This is a genomic window from Enterobacter cloacae complex sp. IR5428 (assembly GCF_049238585.1).
Classification (GTDB): domain Bacteria; phylum Pseudomonadota; class Gammaproteobacteria; order Enterobacterales; family Enterobacteriaceae; genus Enterobacter; species Enterobacter intestinihominis.
In genome coordinates, this window is record NZ_JBMKHV010000003.1 from 1 (window position 1) to 13,668 (window position 13,668).

Sequence of the window (13,668 nt, forward strand, 5' to 3'; positions counted from 1 at the left end):
TGATTATATCGAAATGTTTTATAACAGTAAGCGTCGGCATGGTTCGAGCGAGCAGATGCCACCGGCTGAATATGAAAACCTATATTATCAACGGCTCAGAAGTGTCTAGATTATCCGTGGCGATTCAAACTTCACTTTCGATGAAGCAACACTTCGAGACGTTACCTCACACCATAGCCCATCCATACCTTGAGACACACTGCGCGACTCAACTCTACAAACCAACAGATCGGCTACTGATCTTGAACCGACTACACAAACAGCAATATCGGCAGTACTACGGCTGCTAACTTCACAGATCCACGCCATAGACACTACTCCTCGTTGTTTTTATCCACGTTATCTTGCCGCATGGATTCTATAAAATCCCGTTGCTCCTTTGTGAATGCAAGCTCATCCAGCAAGCGATCTAACTTTTCTTTGGGTGATTCCTTTTTGAATCTGTCTGTTCCCGATAGCCAAGCTCACCCTTGATTCATTAGGATTAATCTTAGGTTAACCAGGGTGCAGAAAACGCGCAACTAACAGATTTTGGAAAAGAGAAGCCATAAAGCCCCTCGGTATTAATACCCATAACGGAGCTGTACCAATGAAGCCATTAACGGCAGGGAAAGGTGTACATACATGATGAGAGTCGCAATGTGGCTAATGGCTGTCACACAAGCTGGTAACAACCATTAATCGAGATATATTAACTCACTGATTATAAAGCGTTTAATATTTATCTTGTGCGCCTTCACAGGCGTCGAATCAGGTCAAAAACAGGGCGGCGCCCTGCTTTGATGGCCGCGTAGTTTATCTGCTTAAACTACAAGAAAGGCTTTACATCGCCTACGCCTTCACGAATCACTTCTGGCGCATCTTCGGTGAGATCCACCACGGTGGTAGGTTGCTGGCCTAGATAGCCGCCATGAATAATCAGCTCCACCACTTTCTCCAGACGATCTTTGATCTCTTCCGGGTCGGACTCGGTAAACTCACTGCCCGGCAGCATCAGCGAGGTAGACAGCATCGGCTCGCCGAGGGTTTCCAGCAGCGCCTGGGCAATCGGGTTCGACGGCACGCGCATGCCGATGGTTTTACGTTTTTCCTGCAACAGACGACGCGGCACCTCTTTTGTCCCTTTCAGAATGAAGGTGTAGTTACCCGGCGTGTTGTTTTTGATCAGGCGAAAGGCTACGTTGTCGACATACGCATAGGTCGACAGCTCAGAGAGATCGCGACACATTAGGGTGAAGTTGTGGCCGTCTGGCAGCTGGCGGATGCGACAGATGCGCTCCATCGCCCCTTTATCCTCGATTTTACAGCCCAGCGCGTAGCCAGAATCGGTTGGGTAGACAATAACGCCACCTTTACGGACGATTTCCACAGCCTGATTAATCAGACGTGGCTGTGGGTTATCCGGATGGATATAGAAAAACTGACTCATACTTCCCTCTCTTCAATTTGCTGTGGCTGTTCCCAGAGCTGCCAGACGGGCTCAACGCCAGCGGGTAACCAGAGCTTGCGCCCCAGTTCAATCCACGCGCAGGGCTGATGGAAATCTGAACCCTGTGACCCAAGCAGGCCAAACTGACGGGCGTAGGTCGCGAGCTGCGAACGCTCATTGGGTGCCTGCTGACACTGGGCAACTTCCATCGCCTCACCGCCGGATTCGGCAAAGTGGGCCAGCAGCCTTTTCAGCCATTTAGCAGAAAGATTATACCGCCCCGGATGGGCCAATACGGCCTTACCACCAGAATGATGAATCACATCAATAGCTTGTTTTATTGTACACCACTGGGGAGGAACGTATCCGGTTTTCCCGCGAGCCAGATACTTTTTAAACACATTCGCCATGGTCGTCGCTTTACCGGCGTCAACCAGAAAACGGGCGAAATGGCCGCGCGTGACCGCCCCACCGTTCGCCAGCTTGCGCGCGCCTTCCAGCGCACCGGGGATATGCGCCTTCTCAAGACGCTCGCCTATCAACTCCGCGCGTTGATTGCGTCGTGCTTTTTGTTCTTGCAAAAATGCGCACATTGCCGGATGTTCTATATCAATATTCAGGCCAACGATATGAATTTCGTGGTTTTCCCAGAGCGTGGAGATCTCGACCCCGGGCACCAGATTTAGCGCCAGCCCGCTTCGGGCAATCTCGGCGCGCGCGGCGGGGATGGCGTCTGTTGTGTCGTGATCGGTTATTGCCAGCGTGCCGACACGCATTTCAACGGCGCGATGGACCAGGGCTTCGGGCGTCAGCAGGCCATCTGAAGCCTGCGTATGGCTGTGTAAATCATAAATTACGGCGTAGGTGGTATCGCTCAAAGCACTTCCCATAACAGTCTGGAGACATCTGAAGCACCTATGATACCGACTTACCGCGAAATACTGAAATCAGGGGTTGACAACACGCCATCGAACTAGTTAACTAGTACGCAAGTTCACACAAGAAAGGTATCTGAAAATGACAGCACATTTCGCTCTGCACGGTTGGTGGCGTACTTCCTGATCTTCGGGCAGTGTCACGCGTCTGCGAAAAGCAAACAGATACCCGGCCCGCTCCCAAGCGGGCTTTTTTTTGAACAGAATATGAGAATAACAACATGCAAAAAGCCAAACCCCACCTCGAACTGCTAACCTGCGAGGCGGCCTATCGCCATAACCCTACCGCGCTCTTTCATCAGGTGTGCGGTGCACGTCCTGCGACGCTGCTGCTGGAATCTGCTGATATCGACAGCAAGGACGATCTCAAAAGCCTGCTGCTGGTTGACAGCGCGCTGCGCATTACCGCATCGGGTGACACTGTCACTATTAAGGCGTTATCCGAGAATGGCGCGTCGCTGCTGCCGCTGCTGGATGCGGCTCTGCCTTCAGGCATTGAAAATGAGCGTCATCCGGACCTGCGAATTCTGCATTTCCCGCCGGTAAGCCAGTTGCTGGATGAAGATGCCCGCCTCTGCTCACTCTCCGTTTTCGACGCCTTCCGCCTGCTGCAAAATCTGGTCAATGTGCCGGAAGATGAGCGCGAAGCAATGTTCTTTGGCGGGCTGTTTGCTTACGACCTGGTTGCTGGCTTTGAAGATTTACCGGAAACCGAGCAGGGTAACCGCTGCCCGGACTACTGCTTCTACCTGGCCGAAACCCTGCTGGTGATCGATCATCAGAAAAAATACACCCGCATTCAGGCAAGCCTGTTCACGCCATCTGTGTCTGAGAAAAATCGCCTCGCGCAGCGCATCGCCCAACTGCAACAGCAGATGTCAGAAGCACCGCCCGCGCTCCCGGTGCAGCGTGTTGAAAAGATGACCTGCGAGGTGAGTCAGACCGACGATCAGTACGGCGCGGTGGTCCGTCAGATGCAAAAAGCGATTCGTGCCGGGGAGATTTTCCAGGTGGTGCCGTCCCGTCGCTTTTCACTGCCCTGCCCGTCGCCGCTGGCGGCTTACGATGTGCTGAAAAAGAGCAACCCAAGCCCGTACATGTTCTTTATGCAGGACAATGATTTCACTCTGTTCGGCGCGTCACCGGAAAGCTCCCTCAAGTACGACGCCACCAGCCGCCAGATTGAGATCTACCCGATAGCGGGAACCCGTCCACGCGGCCGTCGTGCCGATGGCTCCCTGGACCGCGATCTCGACAGCCGCATCGAACTGGAAATGCGTACCGACCACAAAGAGCTCTCCGAACACCTGATGCTGGTTGACCTGGCACGTAACGACCTGGCGCGTATTTGTACGCCGGGCAGCCGCTATGTGGCAGACCTGACCAAAGTCGACCGCTACTCCTTCGTCATGCATCTGGTATCCCGCGTGGTGGGTGAGCTGCGCCACGACCTCGACGTCCTGCACGCCTACCGCGCCTGCATGAACATGGGCACGTTGAGCGGCGCGCCGAAAGTCCGCGCCATGCAGCTGATTGCCGAAGCTGAAGGCCGCCGTCGCGGCAGCTACGGTGGCGCGGTGGGCTATTTCACCGCTCACGGTGACCTCGATACCTGCATCGTGATTCGCTCCGCCTACGTTGAGGACGGCATTGCTACCGTCCAGGCCGGGGCCGGGATTGTGCTGGATTCTGTTCCGCAGTCGGAAGCCGACGAAACCCGCAGTAAAGCGCGCGCGGTACTGCGCGCCATTGCTACCGCACACCATGCACAGGAGATTTTCTGATGGCTGACATTCTGCTGCTCGATAATATCGATTCCTTTACCTACAACCTGGCAGATCAGCTGCGTGCGAATGGGCACAACGTCGTTATCTATCGCAACCACGTTCCGGCCCAGACGCTGATTGACCGTCTGGCGACCATGCAAAACCCGGTGCTGATGCTCTCCCCGGGGCCAGGCGCACCGAGCGAAGCGGGCTGTATGCCTGAGCTGTTGACCCGTATGCGCGGCAAGCTGCCGATTATCGGCATCTGCCTCGGCCACCAGGCGATTGTCGAAGCCTACGGTGGTTACGTGGGTCAGGCGGGGGAGATCCTGCATGGTAAAGCGTCAAGCATTGAACATGACGGTCAGGCGATGTTTGCCGGTCTGCCGAACCCGCTTCCGGTAGCGCGTTACCACTCGCTGGTCGGCAGCAATATTCCGGCCGGGCTGACGATTAACGCCTCGTTTGAAGGGATGGTGATGGCGGTGCGTCACGATGCGGATCGCGTCTGCGGGATGCAGTTCCACCCGGAATCTATCCTGACGTCTAACGGCGCGCGCCTGCTGGAGCAAACGCTCAACTGGGCGCTGCAAAAGCTGGAGCAGACCAACACCCTGCAACCGATTCTGGAAAAACTGTATCAGGCCCAGACCCTGAGCCAGCAGGAGAGCCACCAGCTTTTCTCCGCCGTCGTGCGCGGCGAGCTGAAGCCTGAGCAGCTGGCCGCTGCGCTGGTGAGCATGAAAGTGCGCGGCGAAAGCCCGCAGGAGATCGCCGGTGCGGCAACCGCGCTGCTGGAAAATGCCGCCCCGTTCCCGCGCCCGGACTATCCGTTTGCCGATATCGTTGGGACCGGTGGCGACGGCAGCAACAGCATCAATATTTCGACCGCCAGCGCCTTTGTGGCGGCGGCATGCGGACTGAAAGTGGCGAAGCACGGCAACCGCAGCGTGTCCAGCCGTTCCGGATCGTCCGACCTGCTGGCGGCTTTCGGTATCAACCTGGACATGAACGCCGAGCGTTCCCGTGAAGCGCTGGATGACCTGGGCGTCTGTTTCCTGTTTGCGCCGAAGTATCACACCGGTTTCCGCCACGCGATGCCCGTTCGCCAGCAGCTTAAAACCCGGACGCTGTTTAATGTGCTCGGTCCACTCATTAACCCGGCGCACCCGCCGCTGGCGCTGATTGGCGTTTACAGTCCGGAGCTGGTCCTGCCGATTGCGGAGACGCTGCGCGTCCTCGGTTACCAACGCGCCGCCGTGGTACACAGCGGCGGGATGGATGAAGTTTCCCTGCATGCGCCCACGCTGGTGGCCGAACTGAATAACGGCGAAGTGCTGAACTATCAGCTTGAGGCCGCTGATTTCGGGTTGACCCCGTACCATCAGGACGCCCTGGCGGGCGGCACGCCGGAAGAAAACCGTGACATTCTCACGCGCTTATTACAAGGTAAAGGTGAGGCCGCCCATGAGGCCGCCGTGGCGGCCAACGTAGCCATGCTGATGCGTTTACATGGCGAGGAAGATCTGAAAGCCAACGCCCAAAAAGTTCTGGACGTACTGCGCTCCGGTGCAGCTTACGATCGCGTTACCGCACTTGCGGCAAGAGGGTAAATAATGCAGACCGTTTTAGCGAAAATCGTCGCCGATAAGGCCATCTGGGTGGAAGCCCGTAAGCAACAGCAGCCGCTCGCCAGTTTTCAGAATGACGTCGTTCCGAGCAGCCGTCGTTTCTATGATGCCCTCCAGGGCGCGCGTACCGCGTTTATTCTGGAGTGTAAAAAAGCGTCTCCGTCCAAAGGCGTGATCCGTGACGATTTCGACCCGGCGCGTATTGCCGGTATCTACAAGCATCATGCGTCTGCCATTTCTGTGCTGACGGATGAGAAATATTTCCAGGGCAGCTTCGATTTTCTGCCCGTAGTCAGCGGCATCGCGCCGCAGCCGATTCTGTGCAAAGACTTTATTATCGACCCGTATCAGATCTGGCTGGCGCGCTTTTACCAGGCCGATGCCTGCCTGCTGATGCTCTCCGTGCTGGATGACGAACAGTATCGCCAGCTCTCCGCCGTCGCGCACAGCCTGAATATGGGCGTGCTTACCGAAGTGAGCAACGAAGAGGAGCTGGAGCGCGCCATCGCGCTGGAAGCCAAAGTGGTCGGCATTAACAACCGCGACCTGCGCGACCTGTCGATTGACCTCAACCGTACGCGCCAGCTTGCGCCGCGTCTGGGTGCGGGCGTCACGGTGATCAGCGAATCCGGAATCAACAGCTACGCTCAGGTGCGCGAACTCAGCCACTTTGCCAACGGTTTCCTGATCGGTTCCGCGATGATGGAACACGACGATCTTAATGCGGCCGTGCGCCGTGTGCTGCTGGGTGAGAACAAAGTTTGCGGCCTGACCCGTGAACAGGATGCGCAGGCGGCGTATGAGGCGGGCGCAATCTATGGTGGTCTGATCTTTGTTGAGTCCTCTCCTCGCGCCGTTAATGAAGAACAGGCGCGCAAGGTGATTGCGGCTGCGCCACTGAGCTACGTGGGCGTGTTCCGCAATGCGGATATTAACGACGTTGCGGCGAAAGCGGACGCGTTATCCCTGAGCGCGGTTCAGCTACATGGCGATGAAGATCAGACATACATCGATGCTCTGCGACATGTTCTGGCACCTCAGGTTCAGATCTGGAAAGCGCAAAGCGTTGGCGCCATCCTGCCCGCGCGTAACCTTACGCATGTTGATAAATACGTGCTCGACAACGGCCAGGGCGGCACGGGGCAGCGTTTCGACTGGTCACTGCTGCGTGGCGAAGTGCTGGACAATGTCCTGCTGGCGGGGGGATTAAGCCCCGATAACTGTGTGGAAGCAGCCAAAACCGGCTGCGCCGGCCTCGATTTCAATTCAGGCGTAGAGTCCCAACCGGGCATAAAAGACGCCAGCAAGCTGGCATCGGTATTTAAAACTCTACGTGCATATTAAGGAAGAGAAGATGACGACATTACTTAACCCGTATTTTGGTGAGTTTGGTGGGATGTACGTCCCACAAATCCTGATGCCCGCGCTGCGCCAGCTGGAAGAAGCGTTCGTGAGCGCGCAGAAAGATCCGGCGTTTCAGGCGGAGTTTACTGACCTGCTGAAAAACTACGCCGGTCGTCCGACGGCACTGACCAAATGCCGCAACCTGACCGAAGGCACCAGAACCACGCTCTACCTTAAACGTGAAGATCTGCTGCACGGCGGCGCGCATAAAACTAATCAGGTGCTTGGCCAGGCTCTGCTCGCCAAACGTATGGGTAAAACCGAAATTATCGCCGAAACCGGCGCGGGCCAGCACGGCGTGGCCTCTGCCCTCGCCAGCGCCCTGCTCGGCCTGAAGTGCCGCATCTATATGGGGGCGAAAGACGTTGAACGCCAGTCGCCTAACGTGTTCCGTATGCGTCTGATGGGGGCGGAAGTGATCCCTGTGCACAGCGGTTCTGCCACGCTGAAAGATGCCTGTAATGAAGCGCTGCGCGACTGGTCTGGCAGCTACGAAACCGCCCACTATATGCTCGGTACCGCGGCAGGCCCACACCCGTTCCCGACCATCGTGCGTGAATTCCAGCGCATGATCGGTGAAGAGACTAAAGCGCAGATCCTCGAAAAAGAGGGTCGCCTGCCGGATGCGGTGATCGCCTGCGTTGGCGGCGGATCTAACGCCATCGGCATGTTTGCCGATTTTATCGACGAAACCAGCGTTGGGCTGATTGGCGTTGAGCCTGCCGGCCACGGCATTGAAACGGGTGAGCACGGTGCGCCGCTGAAGCATGGCCGCGTGGGGATCTACTTCGGCATGAAGGCCCCGATGATGCAGACCGATGAAGGGCAGATTGAGGAGTCTTACTCAATCTCTGCCGGGCTGGATTTCCCGTCCGTAGGGCCGCAGCACGCGTTCCTCAACAGCACCGGCCGCGCGGATTATGTCTCCATCACCGATGACGAAGCGCTGGAGGCCTTCAAAACGCTGTGCCGCAATGAAGGGATCATCCCGGCGCTGGAGTCTTCCCACGCGCTGGCGCACGCGCTGAAAATGATGAAGGAAAACCCGGAAAAAGAGCAGCTGCTGGTGGTAAACCTTTCCGGTCGCGGTGACAAAGATATCTTCACCGTTCACGATATTCTGAAAGCACGAGGGGAAATCTGATGGAACGCTACGACAACGCATTTTCACAACTGAAAGCCCGCCAGGAAGGCGCTTTCGTTCCCTTCGTGACGCTGGGCGACCCCGGTCCGGAGCTGTCGCTGAAGATTATCGATACCCTGATTGACGCCGGTGCCGACGCGCTGGAGTTGGGGATTCCGTTCTCCGATCCGCTGGCGGATGGCCCGACAATCCAGAATGCGACGCTTCGCGCGTTTGCTGCGGGCGTGACGCCGGGCCAGTGCTTCGAAATGCTGGCGGCGATCCGCCAGAAGCACCCGACCATTCCGATCGGCCTGCTGATGTACGCCAACCTGGTGTTCAGCCGCGGTATTGATGCGTTTTACGCAGAGTGCGCCCGCGTGGGCGTTGACTCCGTGCTGGTGGCTGACGTGCCCGTTGAAGAGTCTGCGCCGTTCCGTCAGGCGGCGATGCGCCACAACGTCGCGCCGATTTTCATCTGTCCACCGAATGCTGATGACGATCTGTTGCGCCAGATTGCCTCTTACGGACGGGGTTACACTTACCTGCTCTCCCGTGCGGGCGTCACCGGTGCGGAAAACAAAGCCGCGCTTCCGCTGCATCATCTGGTGGAGAAGCTGGCAGAATACCATGCTGCACCGCCGCTTCAGGGCTTTGGGATTTCCTCTCCGGATCAGGTTACTGCGGCGATTGACGCGAAAGCCGCCGGGGCCATTTCCGGTTCGGCTATCGTGAAAATCATCGAGAAGAATGTGGATAAGCCAGAGCAGATGCTGGCTGAGTTACACGCATTCGTCACATCCATGAAAGCGGCCACACACAAGGCGTAACCGTTAACACCGTCTGGCCCCGGCGTCAGGCGGTTTTCCCTTATCTCTTCCTGAAAGAAGCAGGTCAAAATTGATCCTGTCGATATTTTCGGTGTGAATGACTTTTCAAACTTTCGCGTAAGCGTATGATCTGGGCTCTTTTTAGCGTTACCCTTCTGAGTTCAGAGGTTATTCATGTCCTGGCATTCCTTCAAACAGACTTACCTGGTTAAGTTCTGGTCACCTGTTCCGGCCGTTATCGCGGCAGGCATTCTCTCTACCTATTATTTCGGTATTACCGGCACCTTCTGGGCTGTTACGGGCGAGTTTACCCGCTGGGGTGGGCAGCTATTACAGCTGGCAGGCGTTCATGCCGAAGAGTGGGGTTACTTCAAACTGATCCATCTTGAGGGCTCACCGCTGACCCGCATCGACGGAATGATGATCATTGGCATGTTTGGCGGATGTTTTGCGGCCGCGCTGTGGGCCAACAACGTTAAGTTGCGCATGCCGAAAAGCCGCATCCGCATTATGCAGGCCGTGGTCGGCGGTATCATTGCCGGGTTTGGCGCCCGCCTGGCGATGGGCTGTAATCTGGCCGCGTTCTTTACCGGTATTCCGCAGTTCTCGCTGCATGCCTGGTTCTTTGCCGTCGCCACCGCCATAGGCTCATATTTCGGTGCAAAGTTCACCCTGCTGCCACTGTTCCGCATTCCGGTGAAAATGACGAAAGTTAGCGCTGCATCTCCGTTAACGCAAAAACCCGATCAGGCGCGTCGTCGCTTCCGCCTCGGTATGCTGGTCTTTTTTGCTATGGTTGCCTGGGCGATTTGCACGGCGATGAATCAGCCCAAACTCGGTCTGGCCATGCTGTTCGGCGTCGGCTTTGGTCTGCTGATTGAACGCGCGCAGATCTGCTTTACCTCCGCGTTTCGCGATATGTGGATCACCGGACGTACCATGATGGCGAAAGCCATTATTGCCGGGATGGCCGTGAGCGCGATCGGGATCTTTAGCTATGTTCAGCTCGGCGTTGAGCCGAAAATCATGTGGGCCGGTCCTAATGCGGTCATTGGCGGGCTGCTGTTTGGTTTTGGCATCGTACTGGCGGGCGGGTGCGAAACTGGCTGGATGTATCGCGCCGTGGAAGGCCAGGTGCATTACTGGTGGGTTGGTCTGGGTAACGTGATTGGCTCAACCCTCCTGGCGTACTACTGGGATGACGTCTCTCCAGTACTGGCAACCAACTGGGACAGGGTCAATTTGCTGAATACCTTTGGTCCACTCGGGGGGCTCATGGTGACCTACGCCCTGCTGCTTATCGCCTTCTTACTGGTTATTGCGCAAGAAAAGCGCTTCTTCCGGCGTGCCACCGTCAAAACTGAAACTCAGGAGAATGCCGCATGAAAGAGATCGTGCCTGATTATCGTCTCGATATGGTGGGTGAACCCTGCCCTTACCCGGCCGTTGCCACGCTTGAGGCGTTACCGCAGCTTAAGAAAGGTGAAATTCTGGAAGTGGTGAGCGATTGCCCCCAGTCGATCAATAACATTCCGCTTGATGCCAAAAATCACGGCTATACCGTGCTGGATATCCAGCAGGACGGACCAACGATTCGTTATTTAATTCAGAAGTGATTTCACGATCGAAAAAGGCCTCTCAGAGGCCTTATCTAGTTTACTGGCTTTGGCCACCGTCGTCGTCTGAGTTTCGGCAGGCATGAATGAGTGGTGAGACGTGTTCCGCAAACGGAACAGATAGCACCGTGAGGTAGGCTATGTGCTGGGCTGAACGTCGTGAACTGAAACTGTTTACCTGCACAAACCGGACATTCAAATTTGATGTTGGGGATATCCCCTCCAGCCAGGTATGTGGAACAACCACCATACAGCAATCCCCGGCTGACCGGGGATATATCTTCTGTCAGAAACGATAACCCGCTGAGAACATAAATACCCACGGATCCAGACGGGTACTGATACTCTGCTGCTCACCGCTAGCTTTAAAGCGCACGTCTGTATCAATGTCCATATACCAGACCGAGGCGTTGATCAGCCAGTCACGGTTAATCAGATAATCCAGACCAACCTGCCCCGCCATGCCCCACGAGTCTTTCAGGCTGAGATCGGATAGCCCAGCCTCTTTACCGGTATCGTTAAATTTCTCATCAAAGAAGGTGGTGTAGTTAACGCCTGCACCAATATAAGGGCGTAACTTGCTGCTGGAATCGCCGAAGTACCACTGCGCCATCAGGGTTGGTGGTAAATGGTGCACCGTAGCAATGTCCCCGGTCGGCCCTAAACCGACGCGGTGACGGAATGGCGTGGCGGCCAGAAGCTCAACGCCAATGTTATCCGTAGCCATATACGTGAATGTCAGGCCTAACTGGGTGTTATTGCTGACGCTAAACCCGCCCATACCCAGTACATTGTCGGAACCTTCCGTTGGACGCACCGTTGCCGAACCGGCACGAATAAAGAATTCACCTGCTTCATGCGCGTACGCGCCGCCAGAGAGACTGCTTAAGATAAGGGCTGCCACCGCTAATTTTTTCATATCCGCTCCATCGTTGTGGTTTTAATTGCGGAGGAGAATATACTCACAAATGAGTAATAAGTGATCTAACACAGATCACATTAAAACCAGTAAGTTAACATTCATTGATCTAGGTTAATTTTTGGTGACGCCTCATAAAGCAATAAGTTGTTACCGCGTCAATTTTTGGCATTTCATAGTTAAAAAATTTTCTGTTTTTCCTCTCTTGCGCTTCCTGTAGCGGCTGGATAATTTATCGCTCTCACAATCTGATTTGATGCGTTCTACTTTTGCAGGTGTGCCATGAGTGATCATAACCCGTGCATGACGTGCGGAGCCTGTTGTGCGTATTTTCGAGTCTCTTTCTACTGGGCTGAAGCCAGCGATGGCGGCGGCACCGTTCCGGTTGATCTCACTGAACCCTTGACCCCTTTCCTGCGTTGCATGCGCGGCACCAACCAAAAACAGAGCCGCTGTGTGGCACTGCAAGGTGAACCTGGGGTATCCACCCGCTGTTCCATTTACGCGGATCGCCCCAGCCCGTGCCGCACTTTCGCGATGTCGGGAGAGGATGGACAGGTCAATGAGGCATGCAATCGCGCCCGCGCCCGCTATGGATTACCGCCGCTTTACAAAGATATGCTTTTCCATACAAGCCTTGATGCTGCCACCAGCGTGTTATCCGGTGTACAATTGCCGGCTAATTAACACCTGCAATACTCAAGGAGAGTGCATGTCTATCACGGCGAAGTCTGTCTACCGTGACACGGGAAATTTTTTCCGCAATCAGTTCGTTACTTTTTTACTGATCGCGTTGTTGTGCGCCTTTATTACGGTGGTGCTGGGTCATGCGTTCTCACCCAGTGATGAACAGATTGCCTCGCTGAGCCAGGGGGATCATCTTGCAGGCAGCGCAGGGTTATTTGACCTTGTGCAGAATATGACGCCAGAGCAACAGCAAATCTTGCTGCGTGCATCTGCGGCATCTACCTTCTCGGGGCTGATCGGCAACGCCATTCTGGCGGGTGGCGTGTTGCTGATGATCCAGCTGGTGTCTGCCGGCCAACGCGTCAGCGCGTTACGTGCCATCGGGGCCAGTGCTCCGGTGCTGCCGAAACTGTTTATCCTCATCTTCCTGACCACGCTGCTGGTCCAGATGGGGATAATGTTGGTTGTCGTTCCGGGCGTGCTGCTGGCTATCGTGCTTTCATTTGCGCCAGTAATGGTTGTGCAGGACAAAATGGGTATTTTCACCGCCATGCGCAGCAGCATAAGGCTCGCGTGGGCGAATATGCGTCTGGTCGCCCCGGCCGTTATCAGCTGGTTGCTGGCCAAGACTCTACTGTTGCTGTTTGCGCCGAATTTTGCGGTATTAACGCCAAACGTCGGCGCGGTTGTCGCCAATACGCTGAGCAATCTGATTTCAGCTGTACTGCTGGTCTATTTGTTCCGCCTGTACATGTTAATTCGTCAGTAACCGGGATCGCAGAATGAAGCAGTTTCTTGATTTTTTACCGCTGATCGTATTTTTCGCTTTTTATAAGCTGTACGACATCTATGCCGGCACGCTGGCGCTGATTGTGGCAACGGCTGTGGTGCTGATTTACAGCTGGGTTCGCTATCGCAAAGTTGAAAAGATGGCGCTCATCACTTTCCTGATGGTGGCGGTGTTTGGTGGTCTGACGTTGTTCTTCCACAATGATGAATTTATCAAATGGAAGGTCACAGTGATTTACGGCCTGTTTGCGGGCGCGCTGCTCATCAGCCAGTGGGTGATGAAGAAGCCGCTGATCCAGCGCATGCTGGGGAAAGAACTGACGCTGCCGCAGGCTGTGTGGGGGCGTCTGAATATCGCCTGGGCGCTATTTTTTATTCTGTGTGGTCTGGCGAATATCTATATCGCATTCTGGCTGCCGCAGAATATCTGGGTCAACTTCAAGGTGTTTGGCCTGACGGCGCTGACCCTTATCTTCACCCTACTCAGCGGCGTTTATATTTATCGCCACATGCCGCAGGATGACAAGCACTGATCCTTC

15 protein-coding genes and 1 other annotated feature are annotated in these 13,668 nt (G+C 55.4%); of the genes, 11 read left to right on the forward strand and 4 right to left on the reverse strand.

Annotated elements, in window-relative coordinates; all coding sequences use genetic code 11:
* Nucleotides 1-105: 105 nt before the first annotated feature.
* The 3 genes from ACOTXC_RS04665 to rnm all read right to left on the reverse strand — a co-directional run bounded on the left by ACOTXC_RS04665 (nucleotide 106) and on the right by rnm (nucleotide 2,307).
* Nucleotides 106-309, reverse strand: coding sequence for a DUF6150 family protein (locus ACOTXC_RS04665; RefSeq protein ID WP_421767445.1), 204 nt, complete (start codon nucleotides 307-309; stop codon nucleotides 106-108).
* A gap of 499 nt (nucleotides 310-808) precedes the next feature.
* Nucleotides 809-1,429 carry an L-threonylcarbamoyladenylate synthase gene (locus tag ACOTXC_RS04670; protein ID WP_003856793.1) on the reverse strand — a complete coding sequence of 207 codons (621 nt, stop codon included), beginning with the start codon at nucleotides 1,427-1,429 and terminating at the stop codon, nucleotides 809-811.
* Nucleotides 1,426-2,307, reverse strand: a complete 882-nt coding sequence (rnm, locus tag ACOTXC_RS04675) for an RNase RNM (protein WP_155024835.1) — start codon at nucleotides 2,305-2,307, stop codon at nucleotides 1,426-1,428. The genes ACOTXC_RS04670 and rnm overlap by 4 nt, the downstream gene beginning before the upstream one ends.
* A gap of 139 nt (nucleotides 2,308-2,446) precedes the next feature.
* Here rnm and trpL point away from each other — a divergent pair, with 139 nt between their 5' ends.
* From trpL to yedF, 8 genes are all read left to right on the forward strand, one after another.
* Nucleotides 2,447-2,491, forward strand: coding sequence for a trp operon leader peptide (gene trpL / locus ACOTXC_RS04680; RefSeq protein ID WP_071524153.1), 45 nt, complete (start codon nucleotides 2,447-2,449; stop codon nucleotides 2,489-2,491).
* Nucleotides 2,468-2,562 (forward strand) — a sequence feature (Trp leader region). Its footprint overlaps the gene before it by 24 nt.
* A gap of 23 nt (nucleotides 2,563-2,585) precedes the next feature.
* Nucleotides 2,586-4,148, forward strand: a complete 1,563-nt coding sequence (locus ACOTXC_RS04685) for an anthranilate synthase component 1 (RefSeq protein ID WP_421767446.1) — start codon at nucleotides 2,586-2,588, stop codon at nucleotides 4,146-4,148.
* A complete protein-coding gene (trpD, locus tag ACOTXC_RS04690) occupies nucleotides 4,148-5,743 on the forward strand; it encodes a bifunctional anthranilate synthase glutamate amidotransferase component TrpG/anthranilate phosphoribosyltransferase TrpD (protein WP_022648332.1) in 1,596 nt (531 codons plus the stop codon). The genes ACOTXC_RS04685 and trpD overlap by 1 nt, the downstream gene beginning before the upstream one ends.
* Before the next feature lie 3 nt (nucleotides 5,744-5,746).
* Nucleotides 5,747-7,105 (forward strand): bifunctional indole-3-glycerol-phosphate synthase TrpC/phosphoribosylanthranilate isomerase TrpF, encoded by a 1,359-nt coding sequence (gene trpCF, locus ACOTXC_RS04695; protein ID WP_032624116.1) that lies wholly within the window; start codon nucleotides 5,747-5,749, stop codon nucleotides 7,103-7,105.
* Nucleotides 7,106-7,115: 10 nt separating this feature from the next.
* Entirely contained in the window at nucleotides 7,116-8,309 is a 1,194-nt protein-coding gene (gene trpB / locus ACOTXC_RS04700) for a tryptophan synthase subunit beta (RefSeq protein ID WP_022648334.1), read from the forward strand.
* Nucleotides 8,309-9,118: a tryptophan synthase subunit alpha gene (gene trpA, locus ACOTXC_RS04705; protein ID WP_063146359.1), complete on the forward strand. Its 810-nt coding sequence runs from the start codon at nucleotides 8,309-8,311 to the stop codon at nucleotides 9,116-9,118. The genes trpB and trpA overlap by 1 nt, the downstream gene beginning before the upstream one ends.
* A gap of 174 nt (nucleotides 9,119-9,292) precedes the next feature.
* On the forward strand, nucleotides 9,293-10,504 hold the full coding sequence (yedE, locus tag ACOTXC_RS04710; protein ID WP_038416165.1) for a selenium metabolism membrane protein YedE/FdhT: 1,212 nt from the start codon (nucleotides 9,293-9,295) through the stop codon (nucleotides 10,502-10,504).
* Entirely contained in the window at nucleotides 10,501-10,734 is a 234-nt protein-coding gene (gene yedF, locus ACOTXC_RS04715; RefSeq protein ID WP_003856774.1) for a sulfurtransferase-like selenium metabolism protein YedF, read from the forward strand. The genes yedE and yedF overlap by 4 nt, the downstream gene beginning before the upstream one ends.
* Before the next feature lie 286 nt (nucleotides 10,735-11,020).
* Here the strand turns inward: yedF and ompW are convergent, their stop codons facing one another.
* Nucleotides 11,021-11,653 (reverse strand): outer membrane protein OmpW, encoded by a 633-nt coding sequence (gene ompW, locus ACOTXC_RS04720; RefSeq protein WP_022648338.1) that lies wholly within the window; start codon nucleotides 11,651-11,653, stop codon nucleotides 11,021-11,023.
* Between the two features lie 282 nt (nucleotides 11,654-11,935).
* Between ompW and ACOTXC_RS04725 the strand changes: the two genes are divergently transcribed.
* Genes ACOTXC_RS04725 through ACOTXC_RS04735 form a run of 3 tightly spaced genes read left to right on the forward strand, consistent with a single transcriptional unit; the run spans nucleotide 11,936 to nucleotide 13,662 of the window.
* Nucleotides 11,936-12,340 carry a YkgJ family cysteine cluster protein gene (locus tag ACOTXC_RS04725; RefSeq protein ID WP_017384228.1) on the forward strand — a complete coding sequence of 135 codons (405 nt, stop codon included), beginning with the start codon at nucleotides 11,936-11,938 and terminating at the stop codon, nucleotides 12,338-12,340.
* 25 nt (nucleotides 12,341-12,365) lie between these two features.
* A complete protein-coding gene (locus tag ACOTXC_RS04730; protein ID WP_023300270.1) occupies nucleotides 12,366-13,109 on the forward strand; it encodes a YciC family protein in 744 nt (247 codons plus the stop codon).
* A 13-nt stretch (nucleotides 13,110-13,122) separates the two neighbouring features.
* Nucleotides 13,123-13,662 (forward strand): septation protein A, encoded by a 540-nt coding sequence (locus ACOTXC_RS04735; protein ID WP_003856762.1) that lies wholly within the window; start codon nucleotides 13,123-13,125, stop codon nucleotides 13,660-13,662.
* The last annotated feature ends 6 nt before the right edge of the window (nucleotides 13,663-13,668 follow it).

Coding starts and splice junctions, on each gene's coding strand:
- ACOTXC_RS04665 (WP_421767445.1), bottom strand. CDS start 309: ATGGCGTGGATCTGTGAAGTTAGCAGCCGTAGTACTGCCGATATTGCT.
- ACOTXC_RS04670 (WP_003856793.1), bottom strand. CDS start 1,429: ATGAGTCAGTTTTTCTATATCCATCCGGATAACCCACAGCCACGTCTG.
- ACOTXC_RS04685 (WP_421767446.1), top strand. CDS start 2,586: ATGCAAAAAGCCAAACCCCACCTCGAACTGCTAACCTGCGAGGCGGCC.
- trpD (WP_022648332.1), top strand. CDS start 4,148: ATGGCTGACATTCTGCTGCTCGATAATATCGATTCCTTTACCTACAAC.
- trpCF (WP_032624116.1), top strand. CDS start 5,747: ATGCAGACCGTTTTAGCGAAAATCGTCGCCGATAAGGCCATCTGGGTG.
- trpB (WP_022648334.1), top strand. CDS start 7,116: ATGACGACATTACTTAACCCGTATTTTGGTGAGTTTGGTGGGATGTAC.
- trpA (WP_063146359.1), top strand. CDS start 8,309: ATGGAACGCTACGACAACGCATTTTCACAACTGAAAGCCCGCCAGGAA.
- yedE (WP_038416165.1), top strand. CDS start 9,293: ATGTCCTGGCATTCCTTCAAACAGACTTACCTGGTTAAGTTCTGGTCA.
- yedF (WP_003856774.1), top strand. CDS start 10,501: ATGAAAGAGATCGTGCCTGATTATCGTCTCGATATGGTGGGTGAACCC.
- ompW (WP_022648338.1), bottom strand. CDS start 11,653: ATGAAAAAATTAGCGGTGGCAGCCCTTATCTTAAGCAGTCTCTCTGGC.
- ACOTXC_RS04725 (WP_017384228.1), top strand. CDS start 11,936: ATGAGTGATCATAACCCGTGCATGACGTGCGGAGCCTGTTGTGCGTAT.
- ACOTXC_RS04730 (WP_023300270.1), top strand. CDS start 12,366: ATGTCTATCACGGCGAAGTCTGTCTACCGTGACACGGGAAATTTTTTC.
- ACOTXC_RS04735 (WP_003856762.1), top strand. CDS start 13,123: ATGAAGCAGTTTCTTGATTTTTTACCGCTGATCGTATTTTTCGCTTTT.